The sequence below is a fragment of the Microbacterium sp. NRRL B-14842 genome, assembly GCF_050470785.1.
In genome coordinates, this window is record NZ_JBFLUM010000001.1 from 880,169 (window position 1) to 906,970 (window position 26,802).

Genomic DNA, 26,802 nt, shown 5'->3' on the forward strand with positions numbered 1-26,802 from the left:
TTGTCCCGCGCCCCGCGGCGGACTACCCTCGTCTCTCGTGCCCTCTCGGGCCGCAGACCCACCCGAACCAAGGACCCCATGAACGACTTCGCGCAGTCCCCCTCGCTCACGCTCCTCCCCGCGGTCGACGTCGCCGGCGGCAAGGCGGTCCGTCTGACCCAGGGGGAGGCGGGCACGGAGACGAGCTACGGCGACCCGCTCGACGCCGCGGGGGAGTGGGTCTCGCAGGGGGCCTCCTGGATCCACCTCGTCGACCTCGACGCGGCGTTCGGACGCGGCAGCAACGCCCCGATCCTGCGCAAGGTCATCAAGCAGTTCAAGAACGTCAACGTCGAGCTCTCCGGCGGCATCCGGGACGACGCGAGCCTGGAGGCGGCTCTGGAGAGCGGCGCCGCCCGCATCAACCTCGGCACCGCCGCCCTGGAGAACCCGGAGTGGGCCGCCGACGTGATCAGCCGCTTCGGCGAGGCGATCGCCGTCGGCCTCGACGTGCGCGGCACGACGCTCGCGGCGCGGGGCTGGACGAAGGAGGGCGGCGACCTCTGGGAGGTGCTCGAGCGCCTCGAGGACGCCGGCTGCAGCCGCTACGTCGTCACCGACGTGACCAAGGACGGTACGCTGCGCGGTCCGAACCTGGAGCTCCTGCGCGAGGTCACCTCGCGCACCCCGAAGCCGGTCGTCGCGTCGGGCGGCATCTCGAACCTCGACGACATCGCCGCCCTGCGCGACCTCGTGCCGCTGGGCGTCGAGGGCGCCATCGTCGGCAAGGCCCTGTACGCGGGCGCCTTCACGCTGGCGGAGGCCCTGGATGTCGCCGGAGACTGACCCCCACGCCTGCGGGCCGGAGTCGCACAACCGGGCCGACTCGGCCGGGGTCCCCTGGGAGGGGCGCAGCTTCGAGTCGAATCCGCACGCCGCGGACGACGGCTCGGCGGACCCTGCTCTTCTCGCCGCCCTGCTCCGCTTCCGCGCGGGGGAGGGGAGTCAGACGGAGGTCGTCGACGCGTTCCGCTCCGCGCGGGTGCTCATCCCGCTGATCGCCGAGAAGGGTGAGGAGGGTGTGGCCCCCAGCGGCCTCGCGGTGGACAAGACGCAGGAGCTGTCGATCGTCACCGTCGCCGCACCGGACGGGCGCCGCGTCCAGCCGGTGTTCTCGTCGGTCGAGACGATGCAGCGCTGGGACCCGTCGGCGCGACCCATCCCTGTCGAGGCCGTCCGCGCCGCGCTGGCCGCATCGTCGGAGGACACCGACCTCATCGTGCTCGACCCGACCTCGGACACGGAGTTCGTGATCCGGCGACCCGCCGTCTGGGCCGTGGCGCAGGGGCACGCGTGGGAACCGAGCTTCCTCTCGCCGGAGGTGGTCACCGCGCTCCGGGAGAGCATCGCCCATGAACTCGCCGTGATCGACGTCGCGGTCGCGCCCGGTGACCCGGATGCGCGGCTGCGCGGGCCGGAGCTCATCGTGGTGCTGGAGCTCGTCGACGGCCTGGAGCGCGAGGTCCTGGATGCGGTGCTCGCGCGCCTCGCCCAGCGGTGGGCGGCGGATGACCGCATCGCCGTCCTCGCCGACTCGCTGACGGTCAAGCTCCGCCGCAGCGTCTGAGGGGGCGCCGACCGGATCAGGTGACGGGGCCGGTCCACTTCTCGCCGGGGCCCTTGCCGATCGGGTCCGGGATGGTCGAGGCCTCGCGGAAGGCGAGCTGCAGCGAACGGAGGCCGTCACGCAACGAGCGGGCGTGCATGTCGCTGATCTCGGGGGCGCCGGCGGTGATGAGTCCCGCCAGCGCGTTGATGAGCTTGCGCGCCTCGTCCAGGTCGAGCTGAGCCGCGGCCTCCGGGTCGTCCGCCAGGCCGAGCTTGACGGCGGCAGCACTCATGAGGTGCACGGCGGCGGTGGTGATCACCTCGACGGCCGGGACGTCGGCGATGTCGCGGACGGCCGAGGAGGCCGCTTCTTCCTGCCGAGCCCATCGCTCCTCGCGCTCGCGGGCCGCCTCGTCCGATGCCTGGTTCGTCACTTCGCCTTGCTTTCTGTTAGACTTTGGCGGGCTCCGGAGCGTCATGCTCCGGAACGAAAGAGGATTCACTTCCCACCCGCGCTTGCCGTTCCAGGCTACCGGGTCTTGCGCTCCGCCGGCTCCGCTCGTCACGAGGGGGCCGGTAGACAGGGTGCGGAGCCGGCGTCTGAGAGCCGGCGGGTGGGGGACGACTCCGATTTCGCCCGAGATGCAGACAGCATCACGGTGGCCGAATCACATCGTCTAAGGAGCTCCGCATCAGCGATCCCCGTACCAATGAGCGCATCCGCGTCCCCGAGGTCCGCCTCGTCGGCCCCGCGGGTGAGCAGATCGGCGTTGTCCGCATCGAGGCAGCGCTGCGTCTCGCACAGGAAGCCGATCTCGACCTCGTCGAGGTCGCCCCGAACTCGAAGCCGCCCGTCGTCAAGATCATGGACTACGGCAAGTTCAAGTACGAGGCCGCGCAGAAGGAAAAGGAAGCGCGTCGCAACCAGGCGAACACGATCCTCAAGGAAGTCCGCTTCCGTCTGAAGATCGAGGCGCACGACTACACGACGAAGCTCAAGCGCGCCGAGGGCTTCCTCAAGGCCGGTGACAAGGTCAAGGCCATGATCCTCTTCCGCGGTCGCGAGCAGTCGCGTCCCGAGCAGGGTGTGCGTCTGCTGCGCAAGTTCGCCGAGGACGTCGCCGAGTTCGGCACCGTCGAGTCGAACCCGACCATCGACGGCCGCAACATGGTCATGGTCGTCGCGCCGCACAAGAGCAAGTCCGAGGCGAAGCAGGAGCAGAACGCCGTGCGCGCCGCGAACAAGCAGGCCGCGCGCGATGCGAAGAACGACGCGGACGCTTCCGCGGACGCCCCGGCGGAGTAGATCCGCCCCCAGAACTCCCGCACCGCGGGTTGACACCGTCGCCTGAGAAGGCGCCATACGAAGGAAGAGAAGATGCCGAAGCAGAAGACCCACTCGGGTGCTAAGAAGCGCTTCAAGATCACCGGCAGCGGCAAGCTGAAGAAGCAGCAGGCCGGGATGCGCCACAACCTCGAGCACAAGTCGAGCCGTCGCACCCGCCGTCTGAACCAGGACCAGGTGCTCGCGAAGGCGGACTTCAAGGTCGCGAAGAAGCTTCTCGGTCGCTGACGCGCCGAACGCACGATAGGAACACAGGAAAATGGCAAGAGTCAAGCGGGCGGTCAACGCCCACAAGAAGCGTCGGGTCATCCTCGAGCGCGCCTCCGGCTACCGCGGTCAGCGTTCGCGCCTCTACCGGAAGGCCAAGGAGCAGGTCATCCACTCCCTGGTCTACTCGTACCGGGACCGTCGCAAGCGCAAGGGCGACTTCCGTCGTCTCTGGATCCAGCGCATCAACGCCGCTGCCCGCCAGAACGGCATGACGTACAACCGCTTCATCCAGGGCCTCAACCTCGCGGGTGTCACGGTCGACCGTCGTATGCTCGCCGACCTCGCGGTGAACGATGCCGCGACGTTCACGACGCTGGTCGAGACGGCGAAGAAGGCTCTGCCCTCCGACGTCAACGCGCCGAAGTCGGTCGCGTAAGCATCTCGCTTCCGAACGGGCGTCTTCCTCCGAGAAGGCGCCCGTTCCGCGTATCCGGGCGGTGGCGGGCTGACCGTAGACTGAGTCCGTGCTGGAGAACCCCCGTTCCCCCCGAGTCCGTGCCGTCGCCAAGCTGACCAAGCGCAGCGCGCGTACCGAGACCGGGCTGTTCCTGTTGGAAGGTCCGCAGTCCGTCCGTGAGGCGCTGACGTACCGTCCGGAGGCGATCATCGAGCTGTTCGCGACCCCCCACGGGTGGGAGAGGCACGCGGACATCCGTGCCGCGGCGGCGGAGGCGGACGTCGAGGTCGAGTACGTGAGCGAGGACGTGCTCAACGCGATGGCCGACACGGTGACGCCGCAGGGGCTGGTCGCCGTCGTCCGGCAGACGCCGACCTCCGTGCGCGACATCTTCGATGCCGCACCGCGTCTGGTCGCCATCTGCGAGGAGGTGCGCGACCCCGGCAACCTCGGCACCATCATCCGGGCCGCCGACGCCGCCGGCGCCGACGCCGTCGTGCTCACGGGCCGTACGGTCGATCCTTACAACCCCAAGGTCGTGCGGGCGACGACGGGCTCGCTCTTCCACCTTCCGGTCTCCGTGGGTGGGGACCTCGACGAGGTCGTGCGACGTGCGCACGATGCGGGCCTGCAGATCCTCGCGGCCGACGTGAAGGGGGATGACCTCCTCGCAGCCCGCGCCGACGGTGTGCTCGGCGAGCCGACCGCCTGGCTGTTCGGCAATGAGGCGCGCGGACTCGAGGACGAGGCGCTGACACGGGCCGACCGGGTCCTGCGGCTGCCGATCTTCGGACGCGCGGAGTCGCTCAACCTGGCCACCGCGGCGAGCGTGTGCCTGTACGAGAGCGCGTTCGCCCAACGCGCCGCCGCCACCGGCTGACCGGCGACGGACGGAACGCAGGATGCGGATTCTCATCGTCGAGGACGACGAGCGGGTGGCGGGGGCCTTGCAGGCCTTCCTCGCGCGCTCGGGCTATGCCACCGTGCACGCCGCCGACGGGGCGACCGCGCTGGAGCACCTCGACGCCGACACCGAGGTGGTGCTGCTGGACCTCGGGCTGCCGGACGTCGACGGGATCGACCTCTGCCGTCGTATCCGGGGGCGGTCCGACGTCCCGATCGTGATCGTCACCGCGCGCAACCAGGTCGCCGAGCGCATCAAGGGGCTGCGCGCCGGGGCCGATGACTTCGTGGTGAAGCCGTACGACGTGCACGAACTCCTGGCGCGGATCGAGGCGGTCACCCGGCGATCACGGCCGCTGCGCACGGAACCGGACACCCGGGTGCTGCTGCACGATGGGGCGGTGCAGATCGACCTCGTGGCGCGGGAGGTGCAGGTCGGCGGGGTGCCGCTCGCGCTCACCCGCAAGGAGTTCGACATCGTGGGTGTGCTCGCCCGATATCCGGGTGTGGCGGTGCCGAAGGAGCGCCTCATCCGCGAGGTCTGGAACACCGATTGGCGCGGCTTCGGCCACTCGCTCGAGGTGCACGTGGCGGCCATCCGGAAGAAGAGCGGGGACCGCGCGTTCATCGAGACGGTGCGCGGCGTCGGCTATCGGCTCGCGGGGTCCTGACGCGTGCGCCGCCGCCTGACCGTGGTCTTCCTCGTGCCGCTGATCGTCGTGCTCGTCGCGCTGGGCGGCGTGACCGGGTGGAGCGCGGCGCGCAGCGTCCAGCAGTCGTTCTACGCGGAGCAGCTCGGCGACCTCGGCTACTTCGCGACGAGCGCCAGGCAGGCGCTCCGCTCCGGGAGCCCGGCGGTGATGGACGCCGAGGTCCGCCGCTTCCAGGAGGTGTACGGGATCGAGGTGACCGTGTTCGATCTCACCGGCAGCCCGTGGGCGGCGGGGGATCACGGCGACACGGTCCTGTCGGAGGAGGACGCGCAGCGGGTACGGCTGGCGCTCTCCGGACGCCGCGCCGAACAGCCGACCTCCTCCGCATGGGTCGTGTCCGACGCGGCGCTCGTGGAGCCGGTGTTCGACGACGGCGACGTGATCGGCGCCGTGCTCGTGAGCGGAGGAACGGAGACGCCGCAGACCGTCATACTGCGCCAGACGCTCGTGCTCGGCGTGATCGTCGTGCTGCTGTGCGCGCTCGGCATCCTCCTGGTCGCCGGTCTGGCGCGCTGGGTGCTCTCCCCGGTGCGCCGCCTCGACGAGACGATGGCGGCGATCGAGCGCGGGGAGATGGACGCCCGGGTGGCCGAGGGCACCGGGCCGCCCGAGCTGCGGCGCATGACGCGGGTGTTCAACGGCATGGCCGATGAGATCGAGCGCGTCATGACGCGACAGCAGGAGTTCGCGCTGAACGCCTCGCACGAGCTGCGGAATCCGCTCAACGCGTTGCTGCTGCGCGTCGAGCACCTCGCGACGGGTCTGGGACGCGAGTGGGACCACGACGTCGAGGAGACGAGGGAGGAGGGCCGGCGGATGACCCGCATCCTGGAGACCCTCCTCGGACTCGCCCGCGGCGGTCGCACCGACTCCACGATGTCCGCGGTCGATCTGGCCGCTGTCGCAGCCCGCCGGGTGGAGGCCTGGCAGGAGGTGGCGGCGCAGCGGGCGATCGTGCTGCGTCGGACGGGGGAGCCGTCGGTCATGACGATCACCGACCGCACCATCGTGGAGAGCGCGCTCGACGCCGCGATCGACAACGCGGTGAAGTACTCGCCGGAGGGCTCGCCCATCGAGGTCGGCGCGCGGCGCGTGGACGGCGAATGCCACCTCACCGTGCGCGACCACGGCCCCGGACTGTCTCCGGAGGACGCCTCGTCGGCGGCGGACCGCTTCTGGCGGAGCGCGGACAGCGGCGACATGCCGGGGACCGGGCTCGGGCTCGCGATCGCGACCGACCTCCTCGCGACGGTCGGGGGCGAGCTGCGGGTGCGCGGCGCCGATGGCGGCGGGCTCCTCGTGGCCCTCGTCCTCCCCGCGGAGGCGGCGGCATGAGCGGGCGGGGACGGCGTGTCGTGGCCGGGATGCTCGCGCTCGTGACGGCCGTCGCGTTGAGCGCGTGCAGTCCGCGTTCCGAGGGATGGACGGACACCGTCGCCGTGATCGCCGCGGGAAGTCCCACCGGGGTCTACCACGACTACGGCAGTCGCCTGGCGGTCGAGCTGTCGCGCGAGCTGGACGTCGATCTCACGGCGGAGGAGACCGCCGGATCGGTCGACAACCTGCTGCGGGTGAGTGCGGGGGAGGCGCTCCTCGGCTTCGCGCAGGGCGATGCCGCAGCCGATGCCGTGGCCGGAACGGGAGCCTTCGCCGAGCCGCTGGACGTACAGGCGGTCGCCCGCCTGTACGACGAGTACCTGCAGATCGTCGTGCGCGACGACTCGGCTCTGGACGATCTCGCGGATCTCGCCGGGGGGACGATCTCCCTCGGGGCCGAGAACTCGGGGGTGAACGTGATCGCGACCCGGGTGCTGCACGCCGCCGGCGTGGCCGCGGATACGATCGACGATCCGCAGCTCGACCTCGGCGGGTCCATCGCCGCCATGGAGCGCGGGGAGATCGACGGCTTCTTCTGGGTGGGCGGGCTGCCGACGCCCGGCATCGCGGACATCGCGGAGACCGTCGACGTCCGTCTGCTCCCGGTCGAGCAGGACTGGGTCAATGCGGTCAACGAGCGGTACTCCCATGCGTATCGGCCCGCCGACGTGCCCGCGGGCACCTACGGCCTCGACGCCTCCGTGATGACGTTGGCGGTGCCGAACTACCTCGTCACCGCCGGAAGCACCCCGCCCGGCGTCGTCCATGATCTCGTCGCGGGCCTGTTCGCGGCGCGCACCACGTTGGCCGCCGACGTCCCGGCGGCAGCGTTGCTGGACCGGCGGTCCGCGATCTTCACCGGGCCGGTGCCCCTGCACCCCGGTGCGGAGGAGTACTACCGCGGCCTGCGCCGGTGACGGGCGCCCCCTCAAGAAATCCTCAAGATCCCTGACAGGCGTCGGCGCGCTCTGCCAAGGTGAGGTCGATCGCACACGATCGGACACCTGCTGCCTGCTGTCGCTGGGAGCGTGGCAGCAGGGCGATCCCGCGGCCCGAGGGGGCGGGCCGTGGGGCGCCCCTGCGAGGATGCATTGGCGCTGCGATCAGGTGATTACGAACGTGTAAACCTCACCGTGGTGCCTGGAACCGCGCGCATCGCGTGGCTAGTTTGGAGAAATGATGACCTCTGAAACCCCGCTCGTCGTCGTCGAGAACGTCCAGAAGCACTACGGCGAGTTCCAGGCGCTCAGCGACATCGACCTGACCGTCAACGCGGGGGAGGTCGTCGTCGTGATCGGCCCCTCCGGCTCGGGCAAGTCGACGCTCTGCCGCACGATCAACCGCCTGGAGACCATCACCAGCGGCTCCATCCGCATCGACGGCAAGGAGCTGCCCGCGGAGGGCAAGGCTCTCGCGCACCTGCGGGCCGACGTCGGCATGGTCTTCCAGTCCTTCAACCTCTTCGCGCACCTCACGATCCTCGAGAACGTGACGCTCGGCCCGATCAAGGTCCGTGGCCTGAAGAAGTCCGACGCCGAGGCCGAGGCGATGATGCTCCTCAAGCGGGTCGGCGTCGCGCAGCAGGCGAACAAGCTCCCTGCGCAGCTCTCCGGCGGCCAGCAGCAGCGCGTCGCGATCGCACGGGCCCTGGCCATGCAGCCGAAGGTCATGCTCTTCGACGAGCCCACGAGCGCGCTCGACCCCGAGATGATCAACGAGGTCCTCGACGTCATGGTCGAGCTCGCCCAGGAGGGCATGACCATGATCGTCGTCACCCACGAGATGGGCTTCGCCCGCAAGGCGGCCGACCGCGTCGTCTTCATGGCGGACGGCCGGATCGTCGAGGAGGCCACGCCCGAGGAGTTCTTCACGAACCCGAAGAGCGACCGCGCCAAGGACTTCCTCTCGAAGCTCCTCACGCACTGACTTCCCAGACCCAGCACCCACAGCACAGCACACGAAGGAGACGCACATGCGACGCACACGGACACTGGCCGGATTCGGGATCGCCACGGTGGCGCTGCTCGCGCTCACGGCCTGCAACAGCGGCACGCCGTCGAGCACCGGCACGTCGGGCAGCGACGAGGGCGACGCCTCGAGCAGCACGCCCTGGACCATCGAGGAGGATGTCACGATCGAGGGGAGCCCCACGTTCGACCGCATCTCCTCGTCGGGCACCGTCAAGGTGGGCGTCAAGGAGGACCAGCCCGGTCTCGGCTACCTCGACCCGGTGACGAACGAGCGCACCGGCTTCGACGTCGACATCGCCCGCTGGATGGCGGCATCCCTCGGTGTCGACCCGGAGAAGATCGAGTTCCAGGCGATCGCCTCCGCGAACCGCGAGCAGGCCATCGTCAACGGCGACATCGACTACTACGTCGGCACCTACTCGATCACGGACAAGCGCAAGGAGCAGATCGCCTTCGCTGGTCCCTACTTCGTCACCGGCCAGGGCCTCCTCGTCGCGGCCGACAGTGACATCGCGAGCGTCGACGACCTCGACTCCTCCACGACGGTCTGCTCGGCGACGGGTTCGACGCCGATCCAGAACATCAAGGAGAACTACCCCGAGGTGAAGACGAAGGAGTACGACACGTACTCCAAGTGCGTCGAGGACCTCAAGAACGGCCAGGTCGACGCCGTCACGACCGACGAGGCGATCCTCATCGGCTACGCGGCCCAGGACCCCGACAACCTCAAGGTCGTCGGCGAGCCGTTCAGCGAGGAGCGCTACGGCATCGGTGTGGCGAAGGGCGACGACGCGCTCGTCGAGTACTTCAACACCCAGCTCACCGACGGTGGTGACATCTGGCAGCAGATCTTCGACAACAACCTCGGCGCCTCCGGTGTGAAGGCCGAGCAGCCCGAGGTCGACCCGGTCGGTTGATCTCGCGGGGGCGGTCGGTCCGACCGGCCGCCCCCGTCCTCCTCGGCGTCGACCTGACGCGGAAACGAACCGAAAGGCACAGCAGTGGGAGTGATCTCGGACCACCTCGACCTCTGGGGTGAAGCGCTGTGGGGAACCATCGCGCTGTTCCTCGGCGGTGGCCTCATCGCCGTGGTGCTCGGACTCATCGTCGGAGCGGCCCGCGTGTCCCCGGTCCCGATCGCGCGCGGCGTCGGCGCCGTGTACGTGAACTGGATCCGGAACACCCCGCTCACGCTGGTGATGTTCTTCTTCGCGTTCTGCCTTCCGATCCTGCTCGGGGAGCGGGTCAACTCCCTGCTGCTCGCCACGATCGCGCTCGGCATCTACACCGCCACCTACGTCGCGGAGGCGATCCGCGCCGGCATCAACACGGTGCCGGTCGGACAGGCGGAGGCGGCACGGGCCATCGGCCTCAACTTCGGCCAGGTCATGCGCTTCGTCGTGCTGCCCCAGGCCACGCGGTCCGTGGTCCCGCCGCTCATGAGCGTGCTCATCGCCCTCATGAAGAACACCACGGTGGCCGCCGGCTTCTCGGTGGTCAACCTCGGCACGATCCGAGCGGCACTCAGCGAGCGGGGCGAGAACGCCCTCGTCGTGCTGCTCTGGGTCATGGTCATCTTCGTCGTGCTCGTGCTGCTCCTGAGCTGGGTGCAGCGCGTACTCGAGAACAAGTGGAGGATCGCGCGATGAGTTCCGTCCTGTTCGACGTCCCCGGGCCTCGCGCCGTCGCCCGCAACCGGATTATCGGCGCCGTCACGATCCTCGTCGTCCTCGCCGTGCTCGGCTGGGTGGTCTGGCGCCTGTATGCCACCGGCCAGTTCTCCGCGGAGAAGTGGAACATCTTCACGTACTCGGCGGTCTGGGTGCGCTTCGGGGAGGGGCTGCTCAGCACGCTCTCCGCCTTCGCGGTCGCCGGTGTCGGTTCGATCGTGCTGGGCTTCGTCCTCGGCATCGGCCGCCTCTCCGAGCACGCCTGGGTGCGGGAACCGGTGCGGTGGATCATCGAGATCATGCGGGCGATCCCCGTCCTGATCCTCATGATGCTGCTGTACTACGGCCTCCCGGTGATCGGTATCCGGATGCCCCCGTACTACGCGGTCGTCATCGCGCTCATCGTCTACAACGGCTCCGTGCTGGCGGAGGTGCTCCGCGCCGGGATCGAGTCGCTGCCGCGCGGGCAGAAGGAAGCCGGCTACGCGATCGGCCTGCGCAAGACCGGGGTCATGTACTTCATCCTGATCCCGCAGGCCGTCCGGGCGATGATGCCCGTGATCATCGCGCAGCTCGTGGTGGCCCTGAAGGACACCGCGCTCGGCTTCATCATCACGTACCAGGAGCTGCTCTACGTCATCAACCAGATCGGCAACCAGGCGCCCTACGGGTCGCCGCTGATCCCCGCCGCGATCGTCGGCGGCTCGATGTACGTCGCGGTCTGTCTGGTGCTCTCCTACGTCGCCTACCGCCTGCAGCGCCGCGCCAAGCGCTCGGCCAAGGCCGGTCCCGTGGAGCCGGACCCCCGCCAGCACGACGGCGAGACGAACACGTCGCTCATCGTGATGCAGCGGGGTCTCGGTAAGCACGACAGCAACAACTCCGGCGGACTGGCGGTGTGAGCCACGACCGGCGCGGGACGCCCGTCCCGCGCCGGTAGACTCGACTCCCGTGTCAGAGTCTCCGGAAATCACACCCGAAGCGGTCGAAGCCGCTGTCGCCGACGCCCTCGCGGCGATCGAGGCGGCCGCCGACACCGCCGCGCTGAAAGCCGCCCGTGCGGCGCACGTCGCGGAGGGATCGCCGCTCGCGGTCCTGAACGCCTCGATGCGCCAGGTCGCCCCCGAGAACAAGGCCGCGTTCGGCAAGCTCGTCGGTCAGGGCCGCGGTCGTGTGAACCAGGCGCTCGCGGCGAAGGAGGCCGAGCTGGCCGCCGCCGAGGTCGCCGCGCGTCTGGAGGCCGAGCGCGTCGACATCACCGCCGTCCCGTCGCGGACGCGCGTGGGCGCCCGCCACCCGCTGGCCCTCCTGCAGGACCACGTCGAGGACATCTTCGTCGGCATGGGGTGGGAGATCGCGGAGGGGCCGGAGCTCGAGCACGAGTGGTTCAACTTCGACGCCCTGAACTTCGACGTCGATCACCCCGCCCGCCAGGAGCAGGACACCTTCTACGTCGACCCGACGTCGCGCCACCTCGTCATGCGTACGCACACGAGCCCCGTGCAGGTGCGATCCATGCTCGACCGCGAGGTCCCCATCTACGTGCTGTGCCCGGGCCGCGTGTACCGCACCGACGAGTTCGACGCCACGCACCTCCCGGTCTTCACGCAGTTCGAGGGCCTGGTCGTCGACAAGGGCATCACGATGGCGCACCTCAAGGGCACGCTCGACCACTTCGCGAAGCAGCTCTTCGGCCCGGAGGCCAAGACCCGCTTCCGCACGAACTACTTCCCCTTCACCGAGCCCTCCGCCGAGCTCGACCTGTGGCACCCGACCTTCAAGGGTGGCGCGCGCTGGATCGAGTGGGGCGGCTGCGGCATGGTCAACCCGAACGTGCTGCGCGCGGCCGGGATCGACCCGGAGGTGTACAGCGGCTTCGCGTTCGGCATGGGCATCGAGCGGGGCCTGATGTTCCGCAGCGATGTGCAGGACATGCGCGACATGGCCGAGGGTGATGTCCGTTTCAGCGAGCAGTTCGGGATGGTGGTGTGATGCGCGTCCCGCTTTCGTGGCTGCGTGAGTACGTCGATCTGGCAGCGGATGCCACGCCCGAGGACGTCCTCGCGGCACTGGTGACCGTCGGCTTCGAAGAGGAGGACGTGCACCGGTTCGACATCACGGGTCCCGTGGTGGTCGGCCAGGTCGTCTCCCTCGAGCCGGAACCCCAGTCGAACGGCAAGACGATCAACTGGTGCCAGGTGGACGTCGGCCCCGAGCACGGCGGCGTCCGTGGGATCGTCTGCGGCGCGCACAACTTCGTCGTCGGAGACAAGGTCGTCGTGACCCTGCCCGGCGCTGTCCTCCCCGGCCCGTTCCCCATCGCCGCCCGCAAGACCTACGGCCACGTGTCCGACGGCATGATCGCCTCGGCGCGCGAGCTGGGGCTCGGCGACGAGCACAACGGCATCGTCGTGCTGAGCGACCTCGGCATCGATGCGCCCGTGGGCACGGACGCGATCGCGCTGCTGGGCCTCGACGACGTCGCGGTGGAGATCAATGTCACGCCGGACCGCGGCTACGCGTTCTCGGTGCGCGGTGTCGCCCGTGAGTACTCCCACGCCACGGGGGCGGCGTTCCGCGACCCGGCCGAGCGTGACTTCGCCGAGCTGCAGCCCGGCTCCGGACACACCGCCGTGGTGGACGACCAGGCGCCGGTGCGGGGCAAGGTCGGCGCGAGCGAGTTCGTCACCCGGGTCGTGCGCGACGTCGATCCGTCGCGGCCGACTCCGCCGTGGATGATCGCGCGCCTCAGCCTCGCCGGCATGCGGTCGCTGGGTGTGCTCATCGACATCACGAACTACGTCATGCTCGAGCTCGGGCAGCCGCTGCACGGCTACGACCTGGACAAGCTCACGGGCGGCATCACCGTCCGGCGCGCGACGCCGGGGGAGAAGATGACCACGCTCGACGGCGTGGAGCGGAAGCTGCACGTCGAAGACCTCCTCATCACCGACGACTCCGGTCCCATCGGCCTCGCCGGCGTCATGGGCGGCGGCACCACCGAGATGAGCGACACCACGCGGAACGTCCTCATCGAGGCGGCGACCTTCGACGCGACGACCATCGCCCGCACGGCCCGTCGGCACAAGCTCCCGAGCGAGGCGTCCAAGCGCTTCGAGCGCGGCGTCGACCCGCTGATCCCCTTCGTCGCGGCCCGGCGTGCAGCCGACCTCATGGTCGAGCTCGCCGGCGGCACGCTCACGGAGGAGGGCGGAGCGCTCTTCGCCGAGGTCTTCGTCGCCGAGATCGAGCTCCCGCGCGGCTTCGTGCAGGGGCTGATCGGCGTCGACTACACCGACGACGAGATCACCGGCGCGCTGACGACGATCGGGGCCGAGGTCAGCCCTTCGACAGGCTCAGGGACCCAGGCCGAAGGCTCAGGGACCCAGGGTGACTCCGGGTGGACGGTCATCCCGCCGACCTGGCGCCCCGACCTCACCGACAAGTGGACACTCGCCGAGGAGGTCGCCCGCATCCACGGGCTCGACCGCATCCCCTCCGTGCTGCCGACGCCGCCGTCCGGCCGCGGTCTCACGGCACATCAGCAGGGGCGTCGCCGCGTGGTGAACGCTCTCGCCGCCGCAGGATTCGTCGAGACCCCGGCGTTCCCGTTCACGACCGAGGCGCAGAACGATCTGCACGGCTCCGCGTCCGGTGAGCACCTGCCCAGCATCCGCCTCGCGAACCCGCTCGACGGGCAGGTGCCGTTCCTGCGGCGCTCGCTCATCCCCGGTCTGCTGCAGACCGCGCACCGCAACATCTCGCGCGGGCTCACCGACCTCGCGCTGTTCGAGACGGGCGCCGTGTTCGTCCCGGAGCCGGGCGTGGAGTACGGCACCGCCGAGGTCCCGCCGCTCGGCGTCCGGCCGTCGGATGAGGTGCTCGCCGCGCTCGACGCCTCCATCCCGCCGCAGGAGCGCCACGTCGCGGTGCTGCTGACCGGCAACGTGTCGCCGCGCCAGCCGGGTCGTGCCGCCGAGGCCGCCGGGCTCGTCGAGGCGCTCGACGCGGTCCGCGTGATCGGGGCCGCGGCGGGCATCGAGATCGACGTCGTGCAGACGCAGCGCGCCGCGCTCCACCCCGGACGCACCGGTGCGCTCGTCGCCGCCGGCGAGGAGGTCGGCTACGTCGGCGAGCTGCATCCCGCCGTCGCCGAGGAGGCTGACCTGCCGGGTCGCGCCACCGTGCTGGAGCTGGACCTCGACCGGCTGCTCACGCTCGCCGGAGGACGCATCGTGGCGGCATCGCTCTCCACGTTCCCGGCCGCGACGCAGGACGTCTCGCTCACACTCCCGGCCGAGGTGCCGGCGGGCGAGGTCCGCGCGGCTCTCGCGGAGGGCGCGGGTGCCCTGCTGGAGTCCGTCCGGCTCGTGGACGACTACCGCGGCGAGGGTGTGCCCGAGGGATCGAAGTCGCTGACGTTCGCCCTGCGTTTCCGCGCCGACGACCGCACGCTGACCGCCGCGGAGGCCTCCGAAGCGAAGATGGCGGGAGTTGCCGTGGCCGCGGAGCGCTTCGGCGCCGCCCTCCGCGACTGACCGGGAGAGCGCACGGCCCCTTCCGGGGAGCCGTGCGCTCTCGCGATAGCGTGGCCGGATGACGAGCCTCCTCCTGCAGCCCACGCCACCCTCGGTCCCCGCCGGAGCGCGATCGCTCGGGGAGGGGCCGTTCCTCTCTCCGGGTGCGCAGCTCGACTGGCACTACCGCAAGCCGGGGTGGACCACGGGGGAGGCAGCGACCGTCACCCCCATGCGCGTCGTCCGTGACGATGAGCGCGGTCTCGTCGCGTGGCTTGCCGCCGGGACGCAGCAGGAAGGCCAGGGCACGCGGGACGGGGAGCGCATCCGGACCGTCCCGCTCGATCGGCGGTGGCGGGAGCCCCGGCGCCGGATCGTCGAGGAGTGGTGGGGCAACGGCATCCTGCGCATCGCGCCCGCGGGAGTGCCGTGGTCGGTCTGGCTGTTCTGGAGCGCGGCCACCGGGACGACGTGGGACTTCGCCGGCTGGTACGTCAACCTCGAGAACGCGCACCTGCGCACCGACAGTGCCACCTACACCTCCGATCACGTCCTCGACGTCGAGATCGCACAGGACGGGCGCGTGGCGATGAAGGACGAGGACGAGCTGGTCGCCGCCGTCGACCAGGGGCGGCTGACCGCCGCGCAGGCGGCGCAGATCGAGCGGCACGCGGTCGCGGCCATCGCGTCTTTCCATGCCGGCGACTGGCCGTTCGATCGGGAGTGGATCGACTGGCGACCGGACCCGTCCTGGAGCATCCCGGTGTTGGACGGCCTCGACGACATCGTCGTCCCCTAACCGCTTCGGGGCCGCCCTCCGCGACGGCGCCGAGGCCGCGCGGGATCAGGCGCTCGCGCGGCATCAGGCGACAGCAGTGCCGGTGGCCTGTGTTCGCGTGATGGCCTGTGCTCGCGTGGTGGGCTGCGCTCGCGTGACGCCTGTACTCGCGTGACGGCCTGTCCTGCCGCTCCGCTCTGAGCGGAGGCCCTTCCCCCGAGTCGTCGATCCTGATGACATGGGCACATGACGGATGTTCTGATCCTCGGGGGAACCGGATGGCTGTCGGGGCGCATCGCCGCGCATGCGCTCGGGGCGGGGGCGACCGTGACCTGCCTGGCCCGCGGCGGACGCCCGGCGCCGCCGGGAGCGACCCTCGTTCTCGCGGACCGCGATGAGGAGGCCGCCTACGACGTCGTGTCGCGCACGGACTGGGACCACGTCGTCGACGTCTCCTCCCGCGCCGATCATGTCTCCGGGGCGGTCCGTGCGCTCGGCGACCGTGCCGCTCGGTGGACGTACATCTCGTCGATGTCGGTGTACCGCGACGACGAGACGGTCGGGACCGACGAGTCGGCATCGCGGCACCCGGCGGCGCAGGCCGGTGAGGACGACGACTACGCGCGACAGAAGGTCGCGGCGGAGGATGCCGTGCAGGCGGGCGTCGGCGATCGCGCACTCCTCGTCCGGCCCGGCCTCATCGTCGGCGACGGCGACCCGAGCGATCGCTTCGGCTACTGGGCGGCGGCGTTCCTCCGGGCCCTGGATGAGCCGGTGCTGCTTCCACCGCTCGAAGGGCGCACGACGCAGGTCATCGACGTCGAGGACGTCGCCGCGTTCGTCGTGTCCGCCACCGTCACCGGTGCCGTGAACGCGATCGGCGACGTGCGCGACCTCGAGGACGTGCTGCGGACGGTGCGCGCGGCCACGGGGCACGCCGGGTCGGTCGTCGTCGGCACGGAGGAGCGCCTCGTCGCCGAAGGTGTCGCGTACTGGGCGGGGCCGCGCTCGCTGCCGCTGTGGCTGCCGCCCGACATGCGCGGATTCATGACCCGCTCGAATGCGCGGTACCGGCGCAGCGGGGGCCCGCTCCGCCCCCTCGACGAGACGGTGGAGCATGTCGTAGCGGACGAGCGCGAACGGGGCGTGGACCGCGAGCGCCGCGCCGGACTCACGCGGACGGAGGAGCGGGCGCTGCTCGACGCCCTCGCTCGCTAGACTGCGAGGCAGTGACACGGGGTGCCGCATCCGCGGCTGAGATCACACCCGTCGAACCTGATCTAGTTCGTACTAGCGAAGGGATGTCGCCGATGAGCGATCCTGTGCGTCCGCAATCCGTCCTCGACCTCGCCGTCACGGCGGGAAGGCTGCGGGAGGAGGTCCGGGCCACGCCGCCGTTGACGCACTGCATCACGAACGCCGTCGTGACGGGGTTCACCGCCAACGTGCTGCTGGCGCTCGGGGCGGCGCCGGCCATGGTCGACATCGTCGGCGAGGCCGAGCCGTTCGCCGCTGCCGCCTCGGGGCTTCTCATCAACCTCGGGACGCCGACCCCGGAGCAGCGGGCGGCGAGCAGGGAGGCCGTGGCGGGAGCGCTCGCCGCCGGCACGCCGTGGGTACTCGATCCCGTTGCGATCGGCACCCTCCCGGTGCGGACGGCGCTCGCGCACGAGCTCGCCGCGCTGCGCCCCACCGCCATCCGCGGCAACGCGTCGGAGATCCTCGCGCTGGCCGGACACAGCAGTGGCGGCCGCGGTGTCGACGCGACGGACGGGACCGAGGCGGCTGCCGCGGCGGCCCACGACCTTGCCCACCGGTACGGTTCCGTGGTCGCCGTCTCGGGCCCTGTCGACCTCCTCACCGACGGGGAGCGGGTGATCCGCATCGCCAACGGGCATGAGCTCCTCACACGGGTGACCGGCGGCGGGTGTGCCCTGGGCGCCGTGATGGCGGCGTTCCTCGGGGCGGCCCGTGGCTCCGCGACAGATGCGCTGACGGCGGTGGCCGCGGCGACCCTCGTCTACACGGTCGCAGCCGAGCAGGCGGCGGAGATCTCCCGCGGACCGGGCAGCTTCGCCGTCGCACTGCTCGACGCCCTGTCCGCCGTGACCCCGGCGGATCTCCGCGCCCGCGCCCGCGTCGAGGAGGAGGCCCGATGACCGTCGACCTGTCCCTGTACCTCGTCACCGATCGGTCGCTGTGCGGCGCTCGCGGGGTGGTCGCGACCGTCCGCGAAGCGGTGGCCGGCGGTGTCCGCATCGTGCAGCTGCGCGACAAGAAGGCGACGGACGAGGAGACCGTCGAGCAGCTCCTCGCCCTGTCCGCGGCCATCGACGGTCGCGCGCTGCTCGTCGTGAACGATCGCCTCGATGCGGCCGTCGAGGCCCGTCGTCGCGGTGCCAGGGTGGACGGGGTGCACCTCGGCCAGGCGGATGCCTCGGTGCTCCGCGCGCGCAAGCTTCTCGGCCCGGAGGCGTTGATCGGGCTCACGGCGAACACCTCCGCGCACCTCGACGAGGTCGCCGCCCTGCCGCCGGGCACGGTGGACTACCTCGGGGTCGGCGTCATCCGCCCCACGCGCACGAAGCCCGACCATCCGGCGCCGCTCGGCATCGACGGCTTCGCCGCATTCGTCGCGCGCAGTCCGCTGCCGTGCGTCGCGATCGGTGGGGTGGACCTGGAGGACGCGGCGGCCTTGCGTGAGGCCGGCGCGTCCGGGATCGCGGTGGTCTCGGCGCTGTGCGCGGCAGAGGACCCCCGGGCCGCCGCCGCGGCCTTCCGGCGACACTGGTTCGCACGGGCGGTGCCGCACGTGCTCAGCATCGCCGGCAGCGATCCGTCCGGAGGTGCGGGCATCCAGGCCGATCTCAAGGCGATCGCCGCGAACGGGGGCTACGGCATGGCAGCCCTCACAGCCCTGACCGCGCAGAACACGCAGGGCGTCCGCGCCGTGCATGTCCCTCCCGCGGAGTTCCTGCGGGCGCAGCTCGACGCTGTCGCCGACGACATCCGCATCGACGCCGTGAAGATCGGCATGCTCGCGGACGGGGAGGTGATCCGCACGGTCGCCGCCTGGCTCCGGACGACGCAGCCCCCGATCGTCGTGCTGGACCCCGTCATGATCGCCACCTCGGGAGACCGACTGCTCGATCCGGACGCAGAGCGCGAGCTGCGGGGCCTGCTCTCCCTGGCGACCGTGGTCACCCCGAACCTCGCCGAACTCGCCGTCCTCGCGGGGCGCGAGGTGGCGGGCTGGGCGGACGCGCTCGCCGCGGCGCAGGAGCTGTCGGCCGATACGGGGACCGCGGTGCTGGTGAAGGGCGGGCATCTGCCCGGGGACGAGGCACCGGACGCCCTGATCGACACGGCAGCCGGTACGCACACGGAGTTCCCCGGGGCGCGCATCCGGACGGAGAACACCCACGGCACCGGCTGCTCGCTGTCCGCGGCTCTGGCCACACGACTGGCGCGGGGCGACGATCCCGCGACCGCGGTCCGCGCCGCGCGCGCCTGGTTGCGGGAGTCCCTCCGCGCGGCCGACGACCTGGACGTCGGGCGAGGGCACGGCCCGATCCACCCCTTCGCAGGGCTCTGGGCGCGCGGCGGGGTCGAGACCCGGCCGACACCGGAAGAGGTGGCCGTGGCCTGGTGGGATGAGACTGCCGCGATCCGCCGCGACATCGATGCGCTGCCCTTTGTACGTGCGCTCGCCGACGGGACGCTCGACCGCGACGCCTTCGTCTTCTACCTCGCGCAGGACGCCCTGTACCTCCGCGAGTACGCCAGGGTGCTCGCGGAGGCGTCGCGCCTCGCCCCGACCCCCGACGAGCAGGCGTTCTGGGCCGAGGCCGCGCACGGTGCGATCCGCGGTGAGCTGGAGCTGCACGCGTCGTGGCTGACACCGGAGACCGGGGTGAGCGGCGCCACCTTCGCCACCGAGCCGGCCCCGGCGACGATCGCCTACCTCGACCATCTGCGCGCGGTCGCGTTCGGCGGCGACTACGCCGCACTGATCGCCGCCGTGCTGCCGTGCTTCTGGCTCTACACCGACCTGGGGGAGCGACTCCATGCCGGAGCGTTCGGCGCGGCGCCCCGCGACCCCCGGCATCCCTACGCGTCGTGGCTCGCGACCTACGCGGATCCGGCCTTCGCGGAGGCCACGCGGCAGGCCGTCGCGCATGTCGCCGCTGCGGCCGCGAGGACCGACGACATCGGCCGGGAACGGATGCGGCGCGCCTTCCTCACCTCGAGCGCACACGAACGCGCCTTCTTCGCCGCACCGGTCGCGCGCGCTGTCGTATGACGCCCGGGATTTGCGGTGCCGGACGCGCCCGCGCTATCGTCGCCGCATGCCTTCGGTCGCCACCGCTCCTTCGACGCTCGTCCCGAGCGTCATCGCCGTGCGCCGACGTCGCGGCCGCCGATTCTAGGCGACCCCGCCCTTCTGCCTGCGTCCGCGCGGCGGTCGAGTGCCGGTGTCGCCGCCTCCGGCCCCGCCCCCGGTCCCGAGATCGTCGAGGACCCGACCGTTAAGGTAGAAGCATGACGTATTCCGTCGCCGTCTCCGGCGCCTCCGGCTACGCAGGCGGCGAGATCCTGCGCCTCCTGGCCGCACATCCCGACGTCGAGATCCGCACCGTCACGGCGCACTCGAACGCCGGACAGCCCCTCGTCGCCCATCAGCCGCACCTCCGCTCGCTCGCCCACCTCACGCTGCAGGACACCACGCCGGAGATCCTCGCCGGACACGACATCGTGTTCCTCGCCCTCCCGCACGGCCAGTCCGGACAGTACACGGACGCCCTCGGCGACACCCCGCTCGTGATCGACGCGGGGGCCGACCACCGGCTCACCTCCTCGACGGAGTGGGACGCCTTCTACGGCGGGGCGTTCCACGAGCCCTGGACGTACGGCGTGCCCGAGCTCGTCGTCGGAGGGGGCAAGCAGCGCGAGGCGCTCCGCGGCGCGACCCGGATCGCCGCACCCGGCTGCAACGCCTCCACGGTGAGCCTCAGCCTCGCCCCCGGTGTCGCGGCCGGCGTGATCGACCCGGGCGACATCGTCTCCGTCCTGGCCGTCGGCCCGTCCGGGGCGGGCAAGAGCCTGAAGACGAACCTCCTCGCCTCCGAGATCCTCGGCTCCGCGAACCCGTATGCGGTGGGCGGCACGCACCGCCACATCCCGGAGATCCGACAGGCGCTCGCCGCCGCCCGCCCTTCGACAGGCTCAGGCCCCTCGACAGGCTCAGGCCCTTCGACAGGCTCAGGGACCCAGGACATCCGGATCTCCTTCACCCCGGTCCTCGTGCCGATGTCGCGCGGCATCCTCGCCACCTCCACGGCGCCGATCGTCGACGGCGTGAGAGACGCCGAGATCCGCCAGGCGTGGGAGAGCGCCTACGGCGACGAGACCTTCGTGCAGCTGCTCCCGGAGGGCAGCTTCCCGCGCACCGCCGACGTGCTCGGGGCGAACACGGCCCTCCTCGGTCTCGCGATCGACCGCGCCGCGAACCGCGTGACGGTGGTCACCGCCGTCGACAACCTCGTCAAGGGCACCGCCGGAGCTGCCGTCCAGTCCATGAACATCGCGCTGGGGCTTCCCGAGACCCGCGCCCTCTCAGTGAACGGAGTCGCCCCGTGAGCGTCACCGCCCCCGCAGGATTCGAGGCGGCCGGAGTCGCCGCCGGACTCAAGTCCACCGGCAAGCCCGATGTCGCCGTCGTCGTCAACCGCGGCCCCCGGAAGGTCGGGGCCGCCGTCTTCACGAGCAACCGCGCCAAGGCCAACCCCATCATCTGGTCCCAGCAGGCCGTCGCGGACCGCGTGGTCGAGGCCGTCGTCCTCAACTCCGGCGGGGCGAACTGCTTCACCGGCAGCTTCGGGTTCCAGACGACCCACCAGACCGCGGAGAAGGCGGCCGAGATGCTCGGCATCAGCGCGGGCGACGTGCTCGTCTGCTCCACGGGGCTCATCGGGACGGGCGACGAGGTCTTCCGCGAGAAGGTCCTCGCAGGCACCGCGCAGGCGATCACCGAGCTGAGCTCGGACGGCGGGGAGAGCGCCGCGCACGCCATCATGACCACGGACACGGTTGCGAAGACCGCTGTGGTGACCCGCGACGGCTGGACAATCGGCGGCATGGCGAAGGGCGCGGGCATGCTCGCCCCGGGTCTGGCGACGATGCTCGTGGTGCTCACCACCGACGCCGTGCTCGAACCGCTCCAGGCCGACGAGGCGCTGCGTCGGGCGACGGGACGCACGTTCGACCGCCTCGACTCGGACGGCTGCATGTCGACCAACGACCAGGTGACGCTGCTCGCCAACGGCGCCTCCGAGGTCGCCCCCGATCTCGACGACTTCGCCGAGGCGCTCACCACGCTCTGCCAGGAGCTCGCGGTCAAGCTGCAGGGCGACGCGGAGGGCGCGAGCCACGACATCACGATCGAGGTGCAGCACGCCGTCTCCGAGCAGGATGCCGTCGAGGTCGGCCGCTCGGTGGCCCGCAACAACCTGTTCAAGGCCGCCATCTTCGGCAACGACCCGAACTGGGGACGCGTGCTCGCGGCGATCGGCACCACGGCCGCGCAGTTCGACCCGTACGACGTCGACGTGTGGATGAACGGCGTCCGCGTGTGCACCGCCGGTGGCCCGGACCGCCCGCGCGAGGAGGTCGACCTGACGCCGCGAGCGACGCACCTGATGATCGACCTCAAGGTCGGGGAGGCCACCGCCACGGTCCTCACGAACGACCTCACCCACGACTACGTGCACGAGAACAGCGCCTACGCCTCATGACCGACATCCAGGACACCACGCCGGACATCGCGGCCCAGAAGGCGACCACCCTCATCGAGTCGCTGCCGTGGCTGAGGAAGTTCCGCGACCAGATCGTCGTCGTCAAGTACGGCGGCAACGCGATGGTCTCGGACGAGCTGCAAGAAGCCTTCGCTCAGGACATCGCGTACCTCCGCTACGTCGGCGTGCAGCCGGTGGTCGTGCACGGCGGTGGGCCGCAGATCTCCGACATGCTCCAGCGCCTGGAGATCCCCAGCGAGTTCAAGGGCGGATATCGCGTCACCAACACCGAGGCCATCGGCGTCGTGCGGATGGTGCTCACGGGCCAGGTGAACCCGCAGCTCGTGTCGAAGATCAACTCGCACGGCCCCATCGCCACCGGCCTCAGCGGTGAGGACGCCGGGCTCTTCGGCGGCCGCCGCCGCGGTGTCATGATCGACGGCGAGGAGGTGGACCTCGGCCGCGTGGGCGACGTGGTCCAGGTCGACCCGACGCCGGTGCTCGATCATCTCGCCGCAGGGCGGATCCCGGTCGTGTCGAGCATCGCGCCCGACCTCGACCACCCGGGGCAGTCGCTCAACGTCAACGCGGATGCCGCGGCTGCTGCGCTCGCCGTGGCCCTCGGTGCGCGCAAGCTCGTCATCCTCACCGACGTGCCGGGGCTGTACGCCGACTGGCCCAACCGGGACTCGCTCGTGTCGCATCTGACGTCGGGCGCTCTCGTGGAGATGCTGCCGCGCCTGGAATCGGGCATGATCCCGAAAATGCGCGCATGCCTCGATGCGGTCGAGGGTGGCGTCGACGCGGCCGCGATCATCGACGGACGGGTCCCGCACTCGGTGCTCGTCGAACTGTTCACCAGCAAGGGAATCGGGACCGAAGTGGTCCTGGGAGAGAAAGGGGCGACGGCATGACCGTCTGGCAGGACGACGCGGCACGTGATCTCGTGCTCAACGCGGGGGAGCGCCTCGCGCTGTTGACCCGCGGTGAGGGCTCGTACCTGTGGGACGCCGAAGACCGACGCTACCTCGACTTCCTCGCCGGCATCGCGGTGACCTCGCTCGGGCACGCGCACCCGGTGTTCGTCGATGCGGTGTCGCGGCAGGCCGCCACCCTCGCGCACGTCTCCAACTACTTCGCGACCCCACCGCAGCTCGCGCTCGCGGCCCGGCTCAAGCGCCTCGCCGGCGCGGGGATCGACGGTCGGGTCTTCTTCTCGAACTCGGGTGCCGAGGCCAACGAGGCCGCGTTCAAGCTCGCCCGTCTGCACGGCGGCGCGGAGCGTCCCCGCATCCTGGCGCTGGAGAACGGCTTCCACGGCCGCACGATGGGCTCGCTCGCGCTCACGGCCAAGGAGTCCATGCGCGCGCCGTTCGCTCCGATGCCCGGAGGGGTCGAGCACATCCCGGCCACGATCGATGCGCTGGAGGCCGCGATGGATGACCGGGTCGCCGCCGTCATCGTGGAGCCGATCCAGGGTGAGGCCGGCGTCGTCGAGCTCCCCGAGGGCTACCTCGCCGCCGCGCGCTCGCTGACCCTCGCACACGGAGCCCTGCTCATCGTCGATGAGATCCAGACAGGGGCAGGACGGACCGGCGCCTGGTTCGGGTTCAGCCACGAGGGCATCACGCCCGACGCCATCACGCTCGCGAAGGGCATCGGCGGCGGGTTCCCGATCGGCGCCCTCGTCACCTACGGCGCCGCGAGCGCCCTGTTCACGCCCGGCTCGCACGGCTCCACCTTCGGCGGGAACCCGCTCGCGACGGCCGTGGCGGACGCGGTGCTGGCCGAGATCGAGCGCGCCGACCTCGTCGACAACGCCGCGCGCCGCGGAGCCGAGCTGCGGGAGATCATCCTGGGCATCGACTCCCCGCTGATCGAGGGCGTCCGCGGCCGCGGACTCCTCGTCGGCGTCGCGCTCACCCAGCCCGTGGCGGGTGCGGTGGTCGCCGCCGCCCAGGACCGCGGTCTCATCGTCAACGCCGCCAACCCCGAGACCGTGCGCGTCGCGCCGGCACTCACCATCGGCGACGCGGAGCTGGCGGAGTTCCGCGAGCTGTTCACCGCCGCTCTCTCCGACGTCCACTCCTCCGCCACCGGAAAGGTCCCCGCATGACCCGCCACCTGCTGCGCGACGACGATCTGACGCCCGCCGAGCAGGCGGAGATCCTCGATCTCGCCCTCGAGCTCAAGAAGGACCGCTGGGCGGACAAGAGCCTCGCCGGCCCGCAGACCGTCGCCGTGATCTTCGACAAGTCGTCCACCCGGACGCGCGTCTCGTTCGCCGTGGGGATCGCCGACCTCGGTGGCACCCCGCTCATCATCTCCACCGCGAGCAGCCAGCTCGGCGGGAAGGAGACGCCGTCCGACACGGCGCGCGTCCTCGAGCGCCAGGTCGCGGCGATCGTGTGGCGCACGTACGCGCAATCGGGCCTGGAGGAGATGGCCGCCGGCACGAGGGTCCCCGTGGTCAACGCACTGTCCGACGACTTCCACCCGTGCCAGCTCCTCGCCGACCTGCTGACGATCCGCGAGCACAAGGGCGATCTGAAGGGGCTCACGCTGACGTTCTTCGGCGACGGCCAGAGCAACATGGCGCACTCCTACGCGCTCGCCGGCGTCACGGCGGGCATGCACGTGCGCATCGCCTCTCCGGAGGACTACGCACCGCGGGCCGACGTGATCGAGGCGGCCGACCGCCGCGCCGGGGAGACCGGCGGATCGATCACGCTCTTCACCGATCCGGTCGAGGCGGCCGCGGGCGCTGACGTCGTCGTCACCGACACCTGGGTGTCGATGGGCAAGGAGGAGGAGAAGCTCGCGCGGATCCGCGACCTCGGCGGCTACAAGGTCACGCCGGAGACGATGGAGCTCGCGCACGACGACGCGATCTTCATCCACTGCCTCCCCGCCGACCGCGGCTACGAGGTCGACTCCGCCGTCATCGACGGTCCGCAGAGCGTGGTCTGGGACGAGGCGGAGAACCGCCTGCACGCCCAGAAGGCCCTGCTGGTCTGGCTCCTCGGGAAGAAGGACGCGTGATGGCCGGCTCGCACGAAGGCACCAACGAGGGCGCGCTCTGGGGCGCGCGGTTCGCCACCGGTCCGTCGCCGGAGCTCGTCGAGCTGAGCCGTTCGACGCACTTCGACTGGATCCTCGCGCCGTACGACATCGCGGGTTCCCACGCGCATGCCACGGCGCTGGCCGCGGCGGGGTACCTCGAACCGGATGAGGCCGCCCGCATGCACGAGGGCCTCGACGCCGTGGCGCGCAAGGTCGCCGACGGCACCCTGCAGCCGCTGCCCACCGACGAGGACGTGCACGGTGCGCTCGAGCAGGCGCTGATCGCCGAGCTCGGTCCGGAGCTGGGCGGACGCCTCCGCGCCGGACGCAGCCGGAACGACCAGATCGCCACTCTCGTGCGGATGTACCTGATCGATCACGCCCGGGTGATCGCCCGTGACCTGCTGCGCGTGATCGATGCGCTCGTGGCGCAGGCCGAGGCACACCCCGACGCGATCCTGCCCGGACGCACGCACCTTCAGCACGCGCAGCCGGTGCTGCTCGCCCATCACCTCCAGGCTCACGCGTGGCCGCTGGTGCGCGAGCTCGAACGTCTCGTCGACTGGCGCCGGCGTGCCGGTGTCTCGCCGTACGGCGGGGGAGCGCTGGCGGGATCGACGCTGGGCCTCGACCCCGCCCTCGTGGCGACGGAGCTCGGTCTCGACCGGCCGGCGGAGAACTCCCTCGACGGGACCGCCGCGCGGGACGTCGTCGCGGAGTTCGTGTTCATCGCGGCGATGACGGGCGTCGACCTCTCCCGACTCTCCGAGGAGATCATCCTCTGGAACACCCGCGAGTTCGGCTTCGTCACCCTCGACGACGGCTACTCCACCGGATCCAGCATCATGCCGCAGAAGAAGAACCCGGACATCGCCGAGCTCGCGCGCGGCAAGTCCGGGCGTCTCATCGGCAACCTGTCCGGCCTGCTGGCGACGCTCAAGGGCCTGCCGCTCGCCTACAACCGCGATCTGCAGGAGGACAAGGAGCCGGTCTTCGACTCCGTGCAGACGCTCGAGGTCGTGCTGCCGGCGTTCGCGGGGATGGTCGCGACGCTGCGCTTCCACACGGAGCGCATGGCCGAGCTCGCCCCCCAGGGGTTCTCGCTGGCGACCGACGTCGCCGAGTGGCTGGTGAAGCGGCGGGTGCCGTTCCGCGATGCCCACGAGATCTCCGGAGCACTCGTGCGCGCCTGCGAGGAACAGGGGATCGGGCTGGAGGACGCCTCCGACGAGCTGCTGCTGTCGGTGTCGCCCCACCTCGTCCCCGCGGTGCGCGAGGTGCTCACGATCGAGGGATCCGTCGCGTCGCGCACGGGCGTCGGCGGCACCGCGCCCGAGCGGGTGGCCGAGCAGCGCGCGGAGCTCGTCGCCCGCGCGCAGGCCGCCGCGCACGCGCTCGGCCTGTAGTCGTTCCGGCGG

26 protein-coding genes and 1 riboswitch are annotated in these 26,802 nt (G+C 71.1%); of the genes, 25 read left to right on the plus strand and 1 reads right to left on the minus strand.

Annotation, left to right across the window (positions count from 1 at the left end; translation table 11 throughout):
- Nucleotides 1–78 precede the first annotated feature (78 nt).
- A complete protein-coding gene (gene priA, locus AB1285_RS04470; RefSeq protein WP_025105284.1) occupies nt 79–825 on the plus strand; it encodes a bifunctional 1-(5-phosphoribosyl)-5-((5-phosphoribosylamino)methylideneamino)imidazole-4-carboxamide isomerase/phosphoribosylanthranilate isomerase PriA in 747 nt (248 codons plus the stop codon).
- Nucleotides 809–1,606: an SseB family protein gene (locus tag AB1285_RS04475; protein ID WP_292795600.1), complete on the plus strand. Its 798-nt coding sequence runs from the start codon at nt 809–811 to the stop codon at nt 1,604–1,606. The genes priA and AB1285_RS04475 overlap by 17 nt, the downstream gene beginning before the upstream one ends.
- 16 nt (nt 1,607–1,622) lie before the next feature.
- On the opposite strand, the gene AB1285_RS04480 is transcribed toward AB1285_RS04475, so the two are convergent.
- Nucleotides 1,623–2,021, minus strand: a complete 399-nt coding sequence (locus tag AB1285_RS04480; RefSeq protein WP_060922526.1) for a DUF1844 domain-containing protein — start codon at nt 2,019–2,021, stop codon at nt 1,623–1,625.
- 233 nt (nt 2,022–2,254) lie between these two features.
- Between AB1285_RS04480 and infC the strand changes: the two genes are divergently transcribed.
- The 23 genes from infC (at nt 2,255) to argH (ending at nt 26,790) form a co-directional block, all read left to right on the plus strand.
- Nucleotides 2,255–2,893 (plus strand): translation initiation factor IF-3, encoded by a 639-nt coding sequence (infC, locus tag AB1285_RS04485; RefSeq protein WP_370428515.1) that lies wholly within the window; start codon nt 2,255–2,257, stop codon nt 2,891–2,893.
- A 72-nt stretch (nt 2,894–2,965) separates the two neighbouring features.
- Entirely contained in the window at nt 2,966–3,160 is a 195-nt protein-coding gene (rpmI, locus tag AB1285_RS04490; RefSeq protein WP_025105280.1) for a 50S ribosomal protein L35, read from the plus strand.
- A gap of 31 nt (nt 3,161–3,191) precedes the next feature.
- Nucleotides 3,192–3,578: a 50S ribosomal protein L20 gene (gene rplT, locus AB1285_RS04495; RefSeq protein ID WP_187661881.1), complete on the plus strand. Its 387-nt coding sequence runs from the start codon at nt 3,192–3,194 to the stop codon at nt 3,576–3,578.
- An 88-nt stretch (nt 3,579–3,666) separates the two neighbouring features.
- Nucleotides 3,667–4,479 carry a TrmH family RNA methyltransferase gene (locus AB1285_RS04500; RefSeq protein WP_259954182.1) on the plus strand — a complete coding sequence of 271 codons (813 nt, stop codon included), beginning with the start codon at nt 3,667–3,669 and terminating at the stop codon, nt 4,477–4,479.
- A 22-nt stretch (nt 4,480–4,501) separates the two neighbouring features.
- The gene (locus AB1285_RS04505; protein ID WP_268776862.1) at nt 4,502–5,173 is read left to right on the plus strand and encodes a response regulator transcription factor; all 672 of its coding nucleotides are present in this window, start codon (nt 4,502–4,504) and stop codon (nt 5,171–5,173) included.
- Nucleotides 5,174–5,176: 3 nt separating this feature from the next.
- Nucleotides 5,177–6,550 (plus strand): sensor histidine kinase, encoded by a 1,374-nt coding sequence (locus AB1285_RS04510; RefSeq protein WP_268776863.1) that lies wholly within the window; start codon nt 5,177–5,179, stop codon nt 6,548–6,550.
- Nucleotides 6,547–7,509, plus strand: coding sequence for a TAXI family TRAP transporter solute-binding subunit (locus AB1285_RS04515; protein WP_280567818.1), 963 nt, complete (start codon nt 6,547–6,549; stop codon nt 7,507–7,509). Before AB1285_RS04510 ends, AB1285_RS04515 begins: the two co-directional genes overlap by 4 nt.
- Nucleotides 7,510–7,771: 262 nt before the next feature.
- On the plus strand, nt 7,772–8,518 hold the full coding sequence (locus AB1285_RS04520; RefSeq protein WP_060922536.1) for an amino acid ABC transporter ATP-binding protein: 747 nt from the start codon (nt 7,772–7,774) through the stop codon (nt 8,516–8,518).
- Nucleotides 8,519–8,564: 46 nt separating this feature from the next.
- Nucleotides 8,565–9,479, plus strand: coding sequence for a glutamate ABC transporter substrate-binding protein (locus tag AB1285_RS04525; protein WP_259954177.1), 915 nt, complete (start codon nt 8,565–8,567; stop codon nt 9,477–9,479).
- An 84-nt stretch (nt 9,480–9,563) separates the two neighbouring features.
- Nucleotides 9,564–10,211 carry an amino acid ABC transporter permease gene (locus AB1285_RS04530; protein ID WP_062636670.1) on the plus strand — a complete coding sequence of 216 codons (648 nt, stop codon included), beginning with the start codon at nt 9,564–9,566 and terminating at the stop codon, nt 10,209–10,211.
- On the plus strand, nt 10,208–11,134 hold the full coding sequence (locus AB1285_RS04535) for an amino acid ABC transporter permease (protein ID WP_268776865.1): 927 nt from the start codon (nt 10,208–10,210) through the stop codon (nt 11,132–11,134). The genes AB1285_RS04530 and AB1285_RS04535 overlap by 4 nt, the downstream gene beginning before the upstream one ends.
- Nucleotides 11,135–11,183: 49 nt before the next feature.
- Nucleotides 11,184–12,224, plus strand: a complete 1,041-nt coding sequence (gene pheS, locus AB1285_RS04540; RefSeq protein ID WP_259955181.1) for a phenylalanine--tRNA ligase subunit alpha — start codon at nt 11,184–11,186, stop codon at nt 12,222–12,224.
- Nucleotides 12,224–14,770 carry a phenylalanine--tRNA ligase subunit beta gene (gene pheT, locus AB1285_RS04545; RefSeq protein WP_370428500.1) on the plus strand — a complete coding sequence of 849 codons (2,547 nt, stop codon included), beginning with the start codon at nt 12,224–12,226 and terminating at the stop codon, nt 14,768–14,770. The genes pheS and pheT overlap by 1 nt, the downstream gene beginning before the upstream one ends.
- 58 nt (nt 14,771–14,828) lie before the next feature.
- Nucleotides 14,829–15,548, plus strand: a complete 720-nt coding sequence (locus tag AB1285_RS04550; RefSeq protein WP_370428501.1) for a DUF402 domain-containing protein — start codon at nt 14,829–14,831, stop codon at nt 15,546–15,548.
- Nucleotides 15,549–15,773: 225 nt separating this feature from the next.
- Nucleotides 15,774–16,745, plus strand: a complete 972-nt coding sequence (locus AB1285_RS04555; RefSeq protein ID WP_370428502.1) for an NAD-dependent epimerase/dehydratase family protein — start codon at nt 15,774–15,776, stop codon at nt 16,743–16,745.
- A gap of 7 nt (nt 16,746–16,752) precedes the next feature.
- Nucleotides 16,753–16,846: riboswitch (TPP riboswitch) on the plus strand.
- Nucleotides 16,838–17,686, plus strand: a complete 849-nt coding sequence (thiM, locus tag AB1285_RS04560) for a hydroxyethylthiazole kinase (RefSeq protein ID WP_370428503.1) — start codon at nt 16,838–16,840, stop codon at nt 17,684–17,686. (Overlaps the previous riboswitch by 9 nt.)
- Nucleotides 17,683–19,830 carry a bifunctional hydroxymethylpyrimidine kinase/phosphomethylpyrimidine kinase gene (locus tag AB1285_RS04565; RefSeq protein ID WP_370428504.1) on the plus strand — a complete coding sequence of 716 codons (2,148 nt, stop codon included), beginning with the start codon at nt 17,683–17,685 and terminating at the stop codon, nt 19,828–19,830. The genes thiM and AB1285_RS04565 overlap by 4 nt, the downstream gene beginning before the upstream one ends.
- Before the next feature lie 239 nt (nt 19,831–20,069).
- Nucleotides 20,070–21,167 (plus strand): N-acetyl-gamma-glutamyl-phosphate reductase, encoded by a 1,098-nt coding sequence (gene argC / locus AB1285_RS04570; RefSeq protein ID WP_370428505.1) that lies wholly within the window; start codon nt 20,070–20,072, stop codon nt 21,165–21,167.
- Nucleotides 21,164–22,321: a bifunctional glutamate N-acetyltransferase/amino-acid acetyltransferase ArgJ gene (argJ, locus tag AB1285_RS04575; protein ID WP_280567797.1), complete on the plus strand. Its 1,158-nt coding sequence runs from the start codon at nt 21,164–21,166 to the stop codon at nt 22,319–22,321. The genes argC and argJ overlap by 4 nt, the downstream gene beginning before the upstream one ends.
- Nucleotides 22,318–23,235, plus strand: a complete 918-nt coding sequence (gene argB, locus AB1285_RS04580; protein WP_268776873.1) for an acetylglutamate kinase — start codon at nt 22,318–22,320, stop codon at nt 23,233–23,235. Before argJ ends, argB begins: the two co-directional genes overlap by 4 nt.
- Nucleotides 23,232–24,437: an acetylornithine transaminase gene (locus tag AB1285_RS04585; RefSeq protein ID WP_187661866.1), complete on the plus strand. Its 1,206-nt coding sequence runs from the start codon at nt 23,232–23,234 to the stop codon at nt 24,435–24,437. The genes argB and AB1285_RS04585 overlap by 4 nt, the downstream gene beginning before the upstream one ends.
- Nucleotides 24,434–25,363 (plus strand): ornithine carbamoyltransferase, encoded by a 930-nt coding sequence (argF, locus tag AB1285_RS04590; RefSeq protein ID WP_187661865.1) that lies wholly within the window; start codon nt 24,434–24,436, stop codon nt 25,361–25,363. The genes AB1285_RS04585 and argF overlap by 4 nt, the downstream gene beginning before the upstream one ends.
- Nucleotides 25,363–26,790 (plus strand): argininosuccinate lyase, encoded by a 1,428-nt coding sequence (argH, locus tag AB1285_RS04595; RefSeq protein ID WP_370428506.1) that lies wholly within the window; start codon nt 25,363–25,365, stop codon nt 26,788–26,790. The genes argF and argH overlap by 1 nt, the downstream gene beginning before the upstream one ends.
- The last annotated feature ends 12 nt before the right edge of the window (nt 26,791–26,802 follow it).